This is a genomic window from Acinetobacter sp. S4397-1 (assembly GCF_024129285.1).
GTDB classification, from domain to species: Bacteria; Pseudomonadota; Gammaproteobacteria; order Pseudomonadales; family Moraxellaceae; genus Acinetobacter; species Acinetobacter lwoffii_C.
The window spans coordinates 13,468-26,575 of sequence record NZ_JAMXXZ010000010.1 but is presented as its reverse complement, the minus strand read 5'-3'; the positions used below and the strand labels follow the sequence as shown (position 1 = coordinate 26,575).

The 13,108-nt window shown below is 43.1% G+C and carries 11 protein-coding genes; 2 read left to right on the top strand and 9 right to left on the bottom strand.

The window, feature by feature from the left end; translation table 11 throughout:
* Positions 1 to 91: 91 nt before the first annotated feature.
* The 9 genes from glmS to NI467_RS07285 all read right to left on the bottom strand — a co-directional run bounded on the left by glmS (position 92) and on the right by NI467_RS07285 (position 10,345).
* The gene (gene glmS / locus NI467_RS07325; protein WP_253152088.1) at positions 92 to 1,930 is read right to left on the bottom strand and encodes a glutamine--fructose-6-phosphate transaminase (isomerizing); all 1,839 of its coding nucleotides are present in this window, start codon (positions 1,928 to 1,930) and stop codon (positions 92 to 94) included.
* 11 nt (positions 1,931 to 1,941) lie between these two features.
* The gene (gene glmU / locus NI467_RS07320; protein WP_253152087.1) at positions 1,942 to 3,306 is read right to left on the bottom strand and encodes a bifunctional UDP-N-acetylglucosamine diphosphorylase/glucosamine-1-phosphate N-acetyltransferase GlmU; all 1,365 of its coding nucleotides are present in this window, start codon (positions 3,304 to 3,306) and stop codon (positions 1,942 to 1,944) included.
* A gap of 19 nt (positions 3,307 to 3,325) precedes the next feature.
* The gene (locus NI467_RS07315) at positions 3,326 to 3,847 is read right to left on the bottom strand and encodes a phosphatidylglycerophosphatase A (RefSeq protein WP_253152086.1); all 522 of its coding nucleotides are present in this window, start codon (positions 3,845 to 3,847) and stop codon (positions 3,326 to 3,328) included.
* The gene (gene thiL, locus NI467_RS07310; RefSeq protein WP_253152085.1) at positions 3,825 to 4,742 is read right to left on the bottom strand and encodes a thiamine-phosphate kinase; all 918 of its coding nucleotides are present in this window, start codon (positions 4,740 to 4,742) and stop codon (positions 3,825 to 3,827) included. Before thiL ends, NI467_RS07315 begins: the two co-directional genes overlap by 23 nt.
* An 18-nt stretch (positions 4,743 to 4,760) precedes the next feature.
* Positions 4,761 to 5,210, bottom strand: coding sequence for a transcription antitermination factor NusB (gene nusB / locus NI467_RS07305; protein WP_151205652.1), 450 nt, complete (start codon positions 5,208 to 5,210; stop codon positions 4,761 to 4,763).
* A gap of 4 nt (positions 5,211 to 5,214) precedes the next feature.
* Entirely contained in the window at positions 5,215 to 5,685 is a 471-nt protein-coding gene (ribE, locus tag NI467_RS07300; RefSeq protein ID WP_151205653.1) for a 6,7-dimethyl-8-ribityllumazine synthase, read from the bottom strand.
* 18 nt (positions 5,686 to 5,703) lie between these two features.
* A complete protein-coding gene (gene ribBA, locus NI467_RS07295) occupies positions 5,704 to 6,819 on the bottom strand; it encodes a bifunctional 3,4-dihydroxy-2-butanone-4-phosphate synthase/GTP cyclohydrolase II (protein WP_151207226.1) in 1,116 nt (371 codons plus the stop codon).
* A gap of 367 nt (positions 6,820 to 7,186) precedes the next feature.
* Positions 7,187 to 8,161: an alpha/beta hydrolase gene (locus tag NI467_RS07290; protein ID WP_253152084.1), complete on the bottom strand. Its 975-nt coding sequence runs from the start codon at positions 8,159 to 8,161 to the stop codon at positions 7,187 to 7,189.
* A 1,236-nt stretch (positions 8,162 to 9,397) separates the two neighbouring features.
* Positions 9,398 to 10,345 carry an IS30 family transposase gene (locus NI467_RS07285; RefSeq protein ID WP_253152083.1) on the bottom strand — a complete coding sequence of 316 codons (948 nt, stop codon included), beginning with the start codon at positions 10,343 to 10,345 and terminating at the stop codon, positions 9,398 to 9,400.
* A gap of 337 nt (positions 10,346 to 10,682) precedes the next feature.
* On the opposite strand from NI467_RS07285, the gene iolG reads away from it, so the two are divergent.
* Entirely contained in the window at positions 10,683 to 11,708 is a 1,026-nt protein-coding gene (gene iolG / locus NI467_RS07280; protein WP_253152082.1) for an inositol 2-dehydrogenase, read from the top strand.
* Between the two features lie 113 nt (positions 11,709 to 11,821).
* Positions 11,822 to 13,099, top strand: coding sequence for an MFS transporter (locus NI467_RS07275; RefSeq protein ID WP_253152081.1), 1,278 nt, complete (start codon positions 11,822 to 11,824; stop codon positions 13,097 to 13,099).
* Positions 13,100 to 13,108: the final 9 nt, after the last annotated feature.

Below are 13,108 nucleotides of genomic sequence, written 5' to 3'. Positions count from 1 at the left end.
TGGATTTTTTGAGCAATTCAGTATTACACTTTATTACTCAGTATGAGACTTTATTGTCTGACTACAATAACCAGCCTTGCTTCAATTCTGATTATTCTACAGTCACTGATTTTGCCAGGTTACGTGGTTGATCTACATCCGTACCTCGCAGGACGGCTACATGATAAGACAGCAACTGAACCGGAATGCTATAGACGATAGGGGCTAAAAGTGGATCTATTTCAGGAATATGCACCACATGCTGGCGTTCTTTGGCCTTGATGCCGCTATGCTCATCAGCAAAGACAAATAACTCGCCACCACGTGCCTGAACTTCTTCCATATTGGATTTTAATTTGTCCAGCATGTCGTCCTGCGGTGCCAGAATGACCACAGGCATATCATTATCCACCAGTGCCAGTGGGCCATGTTTCAGTTCACCTGCTGCATAGCCTTCTGCATGGATATAGGAAATTTCTTTCAGTTTCAACGCACCTTCAAGCGCGATCGGGAAATGCGTCCCACGGCCGAGGAACAGACAATGGTTTTTTTCTACAAACAGTTCAGACAGGCGCAGAATTTCATCATCATAACGCAGGGTGTCCAGAATCACTTTAGGAGTATGCCAGAGCCCGGTCGTAATCGCGGTAACCTGTTCCGTTGAAATCGTGTTTTTGACAGTACCGATTTTCAGTACCAGCAACATCAATGCAGTCAACTGGGTGGTAAAAGCTTTGGTCGATGCGACCCCAATTTCAGGTCCTGCCAAGGTCAGCAAGCTGTGCTCAGTTTCACGTACCATCGACGATGTAGCCACGTTACAAATGGTCATTGTGCTGATGTCTAAACCTTTGGCCTGAGCGCGTTTTTGCGTATCACGTAAGGCCGCCAGGGTATCTGCGGTTTCACCGGACTGAGAAATACAGACATACAGGGTGTGGTTTACAATCACTGGCGTGCGGTAACGGAATTCACTGGCAATTTCAACCTGACAAGGCAGGCCGATCAGCTGCTCAAACCAGTATTTGGCAATCATACCGGCATGGTAGCTGGTCCCGCAAGCAATGATCTGGATCTGCTGGATCTTGGAAAAATCCTGCTCTGCACTAACCAGAAAGTCTTCACGCAGGGCATTTCCATTGAGTGCTTGGGAAATGGTTTGCTGGATGGCTTCAGGCTGCTCATAAATTTCTTTGAGCATATAGTGCTTGTATTCGCCTTTAGAGGCATTACTCACCGCAGCATCCAGTTCCTTCACCGGACGCTCAACCAGTCGACCATCCACAAACACTTCAATCGTGCTACGAGTCAAACGGGCAATATCCCCTTCTTCCAGGTAGATAAAGCGGTTGGTAATTGGCAGCAGGGCCAACTGGTCAGAACTGATAAAGTTTTCACCAATTCCAACCCCAATCACCAGTGGTGAGCCTTCACGCACCGTGATTAACTCATCCGGATGATCGGTATGAACAATACCCAGTGCATACGCGCCTTTTAGTTGTGGCACCACCTGTTTTACCGCTTCCAGTAAAATCGGGGTCGATTTCAGTGCATCATTGACCAGATGGGCAACGACTTCAGTGTCGGTTTGTGAAGTGAATACATAACCTAAAGCTTCAAGGTCATCTTTCAGCTCTTGATAGTTCTCGATAATGCCGTTATGTACCACAGCCACATTGCCGGAGATATGCGGATGGGCATTATTCTCAGTCGGCTTGCCATGTGTGGCCCAGCGGGTATGGGCAATCCCGAGCGAACCAATAATCTGTGATTCATTGACTGCATTTTCAAGGTTGGCAACCTTGCCGACACGACGTTCACGTAGAACCTGATTCTGGTTAATCAGGGCTAAGCCGGCTGAGTCATAGCCACGGTATTCAAGACGTTTCAGGCCTTCAATTAAAATATTGGTAATGCTGCGTTCCGCAATGCCACCGACGATACCACACATAATATTTCCCCTTATTTCTTGATCTTTTGCGGACGTGGATAATTTTCTTTGGCAAATTGCTTGGAACGTTCCACCGCTAAACTGTTCTCTGCCACATCACGGGTAATGGTTGAGCCTGCACCGACAGTGGCACCGTTGCCAATCTGTACCGGAGCAACCAAGGAGCTGTTGGAACCAATAAAGGCATTATCTCCAATGATGGTTTTAAATTTATTGGCGCCGTCGTAGTTGCAGGTAATGGTACCGGCACCAATATTAGAACCACTGCCGATTTCGGCATCACCTAAGTAGGTGAAATGATTGGCCTTGGAACCTAGGCCAATACTTGAATTTTTGACTTCGACAAAGTTGCCAATATGTACGTCATTGGCCAGTTTCGCCCCTGGACGTAAACGTGCAAAGGGACCAATCTGCGCATCTTTACCGACAACAGCCTGATCGAATACGCTATATGGCTGTACTTTGGTGCCCGCAGCAATTTTGGTATTTTTAATCACACAGCCTGCGCCAATTTCAACCTGGTCACCAAGTTCGCAATCACCTTCGATAATCACGTTGATATCAATTTTCACATCCTTGCCGACCGTCAAATGGCCGCGTAGGTCAAAACGGTTGGGATCAATCAGATGAACACCTTGCTGCATCAGCTGCTTGGCTTGAAAAGCCTGGAACTGGCGCTCCAGGGCAGCCAGTTGTACGCGGTCATTGACGCCTTCGACTTCAAAAGCCAGCTCAGGCTCTACCGAGGCCACCTGCATGCCATCGGCCAGCGCCATCGCCACGATATCCGTCAGGTAATATTCGCCTTGTGCATTATCATTGCTTAAACGTGGCAGCCATTCATGTAATTTGGCATTGCTAACAGCATAAATCCCGGTATTGATTTCCTTAATTTGGCGCTGTGCGTCAGTCGCGTCTTTATGTTCAACAATCGCTTGAATCTGGCCATCTTTACGGACAATACGACCATAACCTGTTGCATCTGGCAAGGTTAAGGTTACCAGGCCAATGCCTGTCTCTTGGGTAGCATTCAGCAGGTTTTGCAAGGTAGCTGGCCTAATACAAGGCACATCACCAGAGAGAATCAGCGAGATGCCATCTTGTGGCAAGACCGGTAACGTCATTTGTACCGCATGACCGGTACCCAGCTGTTCCGCCTGTTCCACCCATTGGATAATTTGATCTGCAAATGCAGTTTGGACACGATCACCGCCATGTCCATAAATGGTAATAATATTATTAGCATTCAGCTTTTTCGCCGTTTCGATCACATGACCAAGTAAGGGGCGTCCTGCAAGAGGTTGTAATACTTTGGGTAAATGAGAGCGCATACGCGTTCCTTTACCTGCAGCAAGAATAATGACAGTCGTTGACATGTTCTCATCCTAAATGTAGCTAGGCCATGGTAAAATAAAGATAAATCAGAATACAGAGAGCTGCCCAAAGGCCGGCAATAATATCATCCAGCATGATGCCGAATCCCCCGCCGACTTGGCGGTCAATGACCCGGATTGGCCAAGGTTTCCAGACATCAAACAAACGGAACAGGACAAAGCCAACCAGAAGCCACAGCCAGTTCATCTGCCCCATATAGAGAACGGGTAGAAAAGTGATGGATTGCCCAGCAAATTCGTCCCAGACAATCCGGCCATCATCATGTACACCCATCAGCTCAGCGGTTTTGCCACAGATATAGATGCCAATCAGTGACATGATCACCATGGCAAAAAGGCTATTTAAAAAACCCAGAGAGAGCCAGAACGGTACAAATAACAGCGCAAAAGCTGAGCCAAACGTCCCCGGCGCTTTCGGTGCCAGGCCAGAACCAAAGCCCACTCCACTCAATACAATCAATCGGTCCTTCCAGGACATCGCTTTAAAATTTATTGCAGGTTTATGCAAAATGTTGATACCCATTAAATTGAAGCAAATGATCTATGCCATTTTTTTCAAAAGTTAAACCGAGTGAAGAATGAACAGTGCCGATTATACTAATCGAAACATCAATTTGTTTTTGCAATAATTTTTCATAATTTTGCGGACTTATTGTAAAGCATAATTCATAATCATCGCCACCGGCGAGCGCATATTGCCATTTTTGCTCATCACGCAAGGCGTGCAGGGCAGGGCTGAGCGGGAGCTTATCCAGTGCCAGGGTTGCACCCACTTGAGAAGCTTGAAGAATATGTCCCAGATCTTGAGCCAGGCCATCCGAAACATCAATCATGCTATGTGCCAGGCCTTTTAAGGCAGCACCGAGCTGGCAGCGTGGGCTCGGATAATCTAGCCGCTGCTGTAAGGGGTGGCCGGGATGATTCAGGGCAAAAGCTGCATCGCCGACGGTACCGCTGACACAGATCAGGTCACCCGGTTGGGCACCTGAGCGCGGAATAGCCTGTCCGCTATCGACCCAGCCAAGTGCAGTGATGCTTATGGTCAGGTGAGGGCTTTGTGTGGTATCTCCACCAATTAAGCTCACCCCAAATTGATCGCAGCAATCATACAGACCCTGACTAAAGGCTTTGAGCCAGGCATGATCAATTTGGGGTAGGCTCAAGGCCAGCAAAATACTGTGCGGAGTGGCACCCATGGCAGCAATATCGGACAGATTAACAGCAACCGATTTCCAGCCAATCGCATGCGGGTCGGTCTCTAGGGGAAAATGTCGTCCAGCCACTGAAGTATCGGTACAGATCACCAGTTGTTGCTGTGGAGGAGGGGTGAGCACGGCTGAGTCGTCACCGACGCCTAAATCGACAGAATTGAGATTCTGCCGATTAAAATAGCTATCAATAATCGAGAACTCAGCCATACAACAATGCGACTTAAACTAGTGGGCTTGCTGTTTTTCTGCTGTACGTAGCGTCGTGGCTAAACGATCCAATACACCATTGATGTATTTATGGCTGTCTGCACCGCCAAAATGTTTAGCCAGTTCGATTGCTTCGTCCAAAACCACGCGATACGGAATTTCCAGATGTTCTTTCAATTCGTAGGCGCCCAAACGCAGTGTAGCCAGCTCAACGCCGTCCAGTACGGTAATTTCACGATCCAGTACCGGAATTAAGAGCGCATCCAGTGCTTCATGATTGGCAACCACTTGAGTCAACAATTCATGATAATAGCTCAGATCCACTTTATGCATGGCATTTTCCACACGCGTACGTGCTTCAATCTCATGCACCGGATTGTGGCTCATCTGCCATTCATAAATTCCTTGCACAGCAAAACGACGTGCTTTACGTTTTGCTGCATAAGTTGCTTGAAGTGTTTGCGACATAGCGTTAGATAGCCTTTAACAAGTTAACCATTTCAATCGCAGTTAAAGCAGCTTCACTGCCTTTATTTCCTGCTTTTGTACCCGAGCGTTCAATCGCTTGTTCGATACTGTCCGTAGTGAGTACACCGTTAATGACCGGTAAGCCAGTGTCCAGGCCAACCACGCCCAAACCTTTGGCACATTCACCCGCCACAAAATCGAAATGAGGGGTGCTACCACGAATCACTGCGCCAAGTGCAATGATGGCATCGAAACGTTCCGAAACAGCCAGTTTTTTTGCAACTACCGGCAGTTCCCAGGCACCCGGTGCATGAACAACCGTAATATTATCCTCTGATACGCCATGACGTTTCAACGTATCAATAGCACCTTCTAACAGATGTTCAACAACAAAGCTATTAAAACGACCAACTAAAATCGCGAAACGGCCTTCGCTCGCGAGATGTAACATACCTTCAATACGGCGAATAGCCATAGGAACCTCGATTATTTCTTAAGATGTTTGTTGTGCAGTGATGTATTCCACCACTTCTAAGTTAAAGCCGGACAGGGCATTGAAACGTAATGGAGAGCTGAGCAGCTTCATTTTTTCCACGCCCAGATCACGTAAAATTTGTGCGCCCACCCCAATGGTTTGATATTGCTGAGACAGTGCAGCATTGGATTTGACATTTTTCGGCGCTTTCAGGGTCTCTAAAGCCGGGCCTAAGTCCTGTAAATGGCGCTGGCCGATCCAGACCAGCACACCGCGGTCGCTGGTAGAAATCTCTTTGAGTGCTCGGTCCAGATTCCAGGTACTTTCACTGTCCGGCTTTTTGACTTTTAAAAGATCGCGGGTCGGGTTGAAACCATGTACGCGTACCGTCGTGACACCTTGTTTAGGCTCGCCTTTTACTAAGGCTAAATGAATATCCGGATTGCCGAGCTCACGGTAACGATACAAGTCAAAGCTGCCATATTCAGTCTCGATGGCTTGATGATCAATACGCTCAACCGTCTGCTCATTGGTCATACGGTAATGAATCAGGTCGGCAATGGTGCCAATTTTCAGACCATGCTTTTCGGCAAATACTTCCAGATCCGGACGGCGCGCCATGGTGCCATCTTCTTTAATAATTTCACAAATCACCGACGCGGGTTCCAGACCGGCAAGGCGGGCCAGATCACATCCTGCTTCGGTATGACCTGCGCGGTGCAATACCCCACCTGGCTGTGCCATTAAAGGGAAAATATGGCCGGGCTGTACAATATCTGTTGGCTTGGCATGTGCCGCCACTGCAGTCTGAATCGTGTGAGCACGTTCAGCGGCTGAAATACCGGTGGTAATCCCTTCTGCTGCTTCAATAGACAGCGTGAAGTTGGTGCCGTGCTGGGCACCGTTCGCATCGACCATCAACGGCAAGTTCAGCTGCTGGCAACGCTCTTTACTCAACGTCAGGCAGACCAAGCCACGCGCATGGGTGATCATAAAGTTGATGTCCTCCGGGCGGACATGCGTGGCAGCAATAACCAGGTCACCTTCATTTTCACGGTCTTCATCATCCATCAGGATGACCATTTTTCCTGCACGGATATCTGCGACAAGCTCTTCAACTGTATTGAGCGGCATCAATCTTCACCTTCTTCTTTGATCTTTATCAGACCGAATCATGACATTATTGCTGCATAGTCTAACGCTTTTTAAGCAATTTTGCCTATGCCTATTACTTTGCCTGTAGCGTTCATTGTTATACACAGTCTTGCAGATGATGGAAAGTCGACTTTAAAGTAAAGCACAGCTTTGTGCTGTATTTTTGCACAGTCACAAAGCAAGAAAAAATAAAAAATCTGGATAAAATGCCAGCAGCTAAAAATAAATTGGTTTTTATAGAATTTCCGCAGTGTTACTGTTTTAGGGTTGTTAAGGATAACCTTTAAAAGTGGTCATAAAACCAGGCAGCCTGACCTGCTGTTAGGAGTGGTCTGACCTATTCTGGTCAGGTCAAAAGAGATTTTTGTTCCAGCCATTGAAACAGTTGCTGATATACCTGCTCTCTGGCCGGTTTTTCTGACAGTACCAGATCATGGACAGCATTTTGAATGGAACACAGCTGTACATCGCCCTGTAGCTTTTGAGCATGATCAATTATGTCCTGTACCTGAAGAATTACGTCACTGCTTTGAGCAGCGTAATTAAAGCGTAAAAGATAGCGGGTTTGATGGGCATGCATGATTAAAGTAGGCACTGTAAGATGAACTCCCTGATGAAGGTGTTTTTGGGCCTCATAAATGGCATGCACAAAACTTAAACGTACCAAGGGGTAGCTTGGTTTTTTCCATTCCAGATTGAAATTCCATTCTCCTTGATAACTGATATGCAAGCTGGGTACATACCAGCGATTGAGACGGCTTGGAAACTGCAGGTCTGGAAAGCGTTTTCCTAAACGGCTCAGTTGGGGCAATAAAATCTTTTTCTCTAGATAGCGCATGTTGAAGTCATAAAATGGACTGTTGAGCCAGAGTCCCTTGATTAGAGGGTGATTGGGATGCCGGGCGGTATAAAGGGTGGTAATTAATCCACCGGTTGAATGCCCGCATAGAAGTATCTGGTCATGGCCTTCTTGGCCAATCAGCTCGAGTGCCTGATTAATTTCAGCATCATATTCAGAGAGACTGTAGACATTGTAGGGCTTCTGGTGACATAAATGGGAGCGCCCATATTTTCTTAAATCCAGAGCATAAAAATCAAAACCTTGCTGATTAAAGCGTTCTGCCATTTCAGTTTGAAAAAAGTAATCAATAAAACCGTGGATATAAAGCACGGCCTTAGAGGTGGTTTGGGCTGCTTTTTTACGCACCAGCGTGGCAATGACCGGGCCTTCATAATCTTCAGGAAAATTGAAAGTGGTCTGCTCATAACCTTCACCTAAAATATCAGCCTGATAGACTGGCGCCAGAGCACTATTTTTCATCTTGTTATACTCATGATTTTTTAGATTATCCTTAAGGATAAGTGTGAGTTTGTCAAACTCTGCTGAAAGTTTTTTAATATAAAATCAACAACAAAAAAAAGCCCCAATCTTTCGATCAGGGCTTTTAAAATTTGGAGGGCTTTGTTGCATACTATCTATTTTGAGGTAATGCTTCTGGGTTTCGGCCAAACTGTGTCGATGATAGTCAGAGCACTTTTTCCAAATTATTCTTTTTTGCTCCTTGGACATCTGACCGTTTTCAACCATTGATTTCTGGCTCAAGATTCCGACTTTTTTTATTTTTACCTGGATGGTGCATTTTTTCTGGTGGAATTACTGCAGGTACGTGACACTCTGAAATCACTTGTCTGCAATGTTTGTATTATAGGCTTCATCGCTATCAATAGAATCTATGCGCTCGTTAGGTCGAATTTGATCAAGTGAATTCCCCAGTGCCTATGAATCGCTAATATTGTTCGGAGCAAGCTTGAACTGCAAGTGTTTTTAGGGTTTTGGTATCTATACCAATGTGGGGCTTAGGCCATCGGCGACGCTATTCAGGCGGATGTTTCTTCTTTTTCCATTTCTATCTCAAAATTTCCAGCCCGTAGAGTCAAGGAGGAGTATACTGCGCCGGGGAGACTGTGCCTGCTTTTTTGGAAGCTAACCCAAGAGAGGCTGGCCCTATTAATTAAAACTTAGTGAAAGGAAAGCCGATTGGTTGTTTCTTGGGTTTTGCATATAGGCTTTTCATTTAAAAGTTATATTGCTGAACAGCCTTGGAGAATAGGGTTGTGCAACAAAGCCGTTTGAAGTTGAATCAAAAATAGCTTACGAAATAGGTTTAATAAACTACTATTCTCAACTTTTAGTCAAGAAGCTGCTCATAGAGCGCAATCGCCGTATTATCAAAAAATAAAATCAGTCTATTTTTAGAGTAAATAGCGTAATTAGAAAATCTTTTTGTTCCTTTAAACTCTAATATCAACAGTGAGTAAGAATATAATCATTTTTATTATATAAATTTATATATTATTTTTAACAATAATAAAATTTTTCACAGCTAGGAATAGGGAGTTTTCTTTCATTAAATATAGCGCTACTACTTTTCTTGATAAGATGAATTTATTTAACTTATTGTTTTATTGATATAAATTTTTTTTTTTGGAGAGGGTCTTCGTTGGTCTAATTTATAAGCCTCACTTTTAAGACTTCTAGCTATTTTTTTTTAAAATCTTAGATTAGCATTTGAAGTGCAACACCATGTTGTTGCCATAATACCTGACTCGGACTTTTAAAGCCGAGTCTTTTTCTTGGACGATGATTCAAGCGTTGAGTAATTTCTGCAATATATGCATCCGTATAGTCATTCAAGTCACTGCCTTTCCTAATATATTGTCTGATCAATCCATTCGTATTTTCATTTGTTCCACGCTGCCAGGCGCTATAGGGATCAGCGAAATACCAATCTATATCTAATTCCTGAGCAGCATACTCATGGAGGCTGAACTCTTTACCATTGTCTGCGGTAATTGTTTTTAGATGTGCTTTGATGGGTTTCAATAATCTGATCGTAGCTTGGCAAACTTCCTCAGCCTTGCGCGTGCTGCACTTTTTCAGCCAAAGATAACCTGTCTTCCGATCTACAATTGAAACCAGGGATTGTTGGTGATTCTTGCCAACAATCGTATCTATTTCCAAATCACCGAAGCGGGAGCGCTGCTCAATCTCAGCAGGTCGATCGTGAATACTTTTGCGGTTTGTCAGTTGGCCACGAGTCTCGATAGAGCCATATTTCCTCTTTCTTTGATTTCTGAAACGTAAGTTGTGGAAGAGCGCACCACCTCTGCTTTTATCCTGCTGTATAAACCTGTATATGGAATGCAGACTGACTGAAACATGAGAAGCAATCTGTTCGGGACTCCATTGGAGATCAAGATAAGCAATGACCTGTGCCCAAGTATCATAAGGGATTCTTTTGGGATTAGGGCAATGCCGTCTGCGAGCTAATTTATTGGCATGTTGAGCGAAGTAACCATTCCTTGCCCGATTGCGTGCTATTTCTCTGGAAATGGTTGAAGGTGAGCGATTTAGCCTCCAGGCGATATAACGTTTAGAAAAACCTTCACGTAACAATGTAGAAATCTGATATCTTTCTTCTTGAGTAAGATGAGTATAGTTCATGATGCAACTTTGACTTTGGTCGGTCGGAAGCAAAATGCTAGCTCATCTTGCTTCCTTCCAATAATTTAATCTCTGTTGCACTTCATTTGAGAATCCAAGGAATATAGAAGCGTAAAGCTTGGAAAAAATATCAAATATTAAAATTTTTTTCAAATTAGGCGAAATAAAGGAGTTTTAATTCAAGTTTAAAAGTGATAAATCCAGTGCAAGATTAATTTCAAAAATGAAAAAGTGTTTTTAAAAATCGTTATTTTCTTTCAAAACTGGTTTGTATAATCTAAGAATCAGCAAGAATAATTAATTTTTGAAGTTATCGTTATTAAAAGGAAGTAGCTGTATGTTAAAAGTAGCAATTTTAGGTGCGGGACGCATCGCTCAAATCCATTCTAAAAGTGCATTTTTAAATACACAATGTGAACTTAAAGTTATTGCTGACCCTTGGAAAGAAGGCGTAGATAAATTAGCAAATGAGTTAAATTGCGAAGCTGGTTATGACTATTATGAAGCAATCAATCGCGATGATATTGATGCAGTTGTAATCGCTACGGCAACTGATCTACACGTTGACTTAATGCTGCATGCATCTAAATATAAAAAGCCTGTTTTATGCGAAAAGCCAATCGATTTAGATTTTCAACGTTCAATTGATGCTGTAGAAAAAATTCAACAAAATGGTGGTCAAGTCATGTTGGCGTTTAACCGACGTTTTGATGAAGACACTATTGCATTGAAAGCAGCCCTAGAAAATAATGAAATTGGAAGTGTTCGACAAGTAATCATTACAAGCCGTGATCCAGGCATGCAGCCAGTGGAGTATATGAAAACTTCTGGTGGTATTTTCAAAGACATGACAATTCATGATTTTGATACAGCTCGATATATTCTTGGTGAAGAGCCAGTAGAAATTTTTGCCACAGCCAGTCGTTTGGTCGATGAAGGATTAGAGACAATTAACGACTACGATACCTGCAGTATTACTTTGAAAACCAAATCTGGTAAGCAATGTATTATTAATAACTGTCGTGAAGCAGTGTACGGTTATGACCAACGCATCGAAGTACTAGGTTCCTTAGGCCTATTAAAAACGCAAAATCATCGTCCCTCAACTCTGAAAAAATATACTAAAGAGTTTACTGGCTCCCAGCAGCCATTATTGAACTTCTTTTTAGAACGTTATACCAGTTCATATAGAAATGAGTTTGATACATTCATTTCTAGCTTAGTATCACAAGAAGAATTTCCAACAAGCCTATTTGATGGCTTACAAGCACTTTATCTCGCGGTTTGTGCTATGGAATCAGTAGAAAGTGGTAAAGCTATTGCTATTAATCCAGAAGGTCCAGCAAAAAGCCTAGCTGCGTAAATTATCCATACTTATCTCAAAGAAGAGATACTTTAAGTTATTTAATAGTTTAAGCAGTGTGTCCAACTACATGCTGCTTAGGAAACTATTATTCAAATATAAGGAAACTAGCAATGGATGCGAGTTTAAATAACACTGTGGATAACTCATCCACTCAAAAGAAAATGATCTCACTTAAAACAGCTATGCTTTTTGTAATTGCTTGTAACTTTATTTGGGCATTTTCTCATACACTACTAGATGTCCTAAATAAGCACTTTCAGGATAAATTTAATATTTCTCATGGTGAATCTGCCTTTATTCAAACTGCCTATTTAAGTGCATATTTTATTTCTGCTATTCCAGTCGGTTTTTTAATGAAAAAATGCGGCTACAGAAACTCAATTATTGTAGGTTTAATATTATTTGCAGTAGGTTGTATGGGGTTCGTTCCAGCAACTCAAATTGGAACTTTTTCGGCCTTTTTAACAGCAATTTTTATCTTAGCAACTGGTCTAGCTTGTTTAGAAATAGTATGTCTTTTATATGCAGCTAAATTAGGTGATTCAGCAGGTGCTGCCCGGCGTTTGACCCTCACTCAAGCATTTGGTGGTCTAGGTGGAATGTGTGGCCCAATCGTTGGTGGTGCAGTGTTCTTCATACCTGTTATGAACATGTCTGGTTTTTCTGTTGAACCAGCAACGCTAACTTATGCTGTTATTTCACTCCTAATTTTTGCGTTAGTTAGCTATATCATTAATTTGAAATTCCCAGAACAGTTTCATAATGACTCATCTACAGCTGTAAATAGTGATAATGTCTTTGAACATTTGCCATTTTCAAAAAATAAAAATCTACATAAAGGCATGATAGGCAAATTCTGTTATACGGGAGCTCACTTCGGAATTGGTGCGTTCTTCATCAACTTTGTACTTGAACATTGGCATGGCATTACCCCAAGTAAAGCAGCCTATTTCCTATCTATTGCCATGTTCTGCTACATGATGGGACGTTTCGCTGGCATCGTTGTAATGAAGTACGTTGATTCTCGTAAACTGCAAATCTTTAACAGTCTAGTCTGTGCTGCTGGATGTGCATATGTTGCTCTAGGTTATGACTATTCTTCTGTAATCGTGCTTATTGTTTTATTCTTTTTTAAATCAACGCTTTATCCAACTGTTTTTGCAATGGGTGTACGGGGTATGGGGAAAAAGTCACAAATGGCTGCATCATTGATGATTACTATGTTTGTAGGTGGTGCTGTTCTACCATTAGTAATGGGCTATATCTCAGATATGTCAAATATGGCAACAGCCTTTACTGTTCCTATGATTTGTTACCTCCTAATTTGCTACTGTGCAATGACCCAAGATTTAACTGGTTATGACTCTAAACAGGCAATTTCTCACTAAGTTTTTATT

Coding starts and splice junctions, on each gene's coding strand:
- NI467_RS07315 (WP_253152086.1), bottom strand. CDS start 3,847: ATGGGTATCAACATTTTGCATAAACCTGCAATAAATTTTAAAGCGATG.
- glmU (WP_253152087.1), bottom strand. CDS start 3,306: ATGTCAACGACTGTCATTATTCTTGCTGCAGGTAAAGGAACGCGTATG.
- NI467_RS07290 (WP_253152084.1), bottom strand. CDS start 8,161: ATGAAAAATAGTGCTCTGGCGCCAGTCTATCAGGCTGATATTTTAGGT.
- iolG (WP_253152082.1), top strand. CDS start 10,683: ATGTTAAAAGTAGCAATTTTAGGTGCGGGACGCATCGCTCAAATCCAT.
- NI467_RS07275 (WP_253152081.1), top strand. CDS start 11,822: ATGGATGCGAGTTTAAATAACACTGTGGATAACTCATCCACTCAAAAG.
- nusB (WP_151205652.1), bottom strand. CDS start 5,210: ATGTCGCAAACACTTCAAGCAACTTATGCAGCAAAACGTAAAGCACGT.
- ribE (WP_151205653.1), bottom strand. CDS start 5,685: ATGGCTATTCGCCGTATTGAAGGTATGTTACATCTCGCGAGCGAAGGC.
- thiL (WP_253152085.1), bottom strand. CDS start 4,742: ATGGCTGAGTTCTCGATTATTGATAGCTATTTTAATCGGCAGAATCTC.
- ribBA (WP_151207226.1), bottom strand. CDS start 6,819: ATGCCGCTCAATACAGTTGAAGAGCTTGTCGCAGATATCCGTGCAGGA.
- glmS (WP_253152088.1), bottom strand. CDS start 1,930: ATGTGTGGTATCGTCGGTGGCATTGCGGAACGCAGCATTACCAATATT.
- NI467_RS07285 (WP_253152083.1), bottom strand. CDS start 10,345: ATGAACTATACTCATCTTACTCAAGAAGAAAGATATCAGATTTCTACA.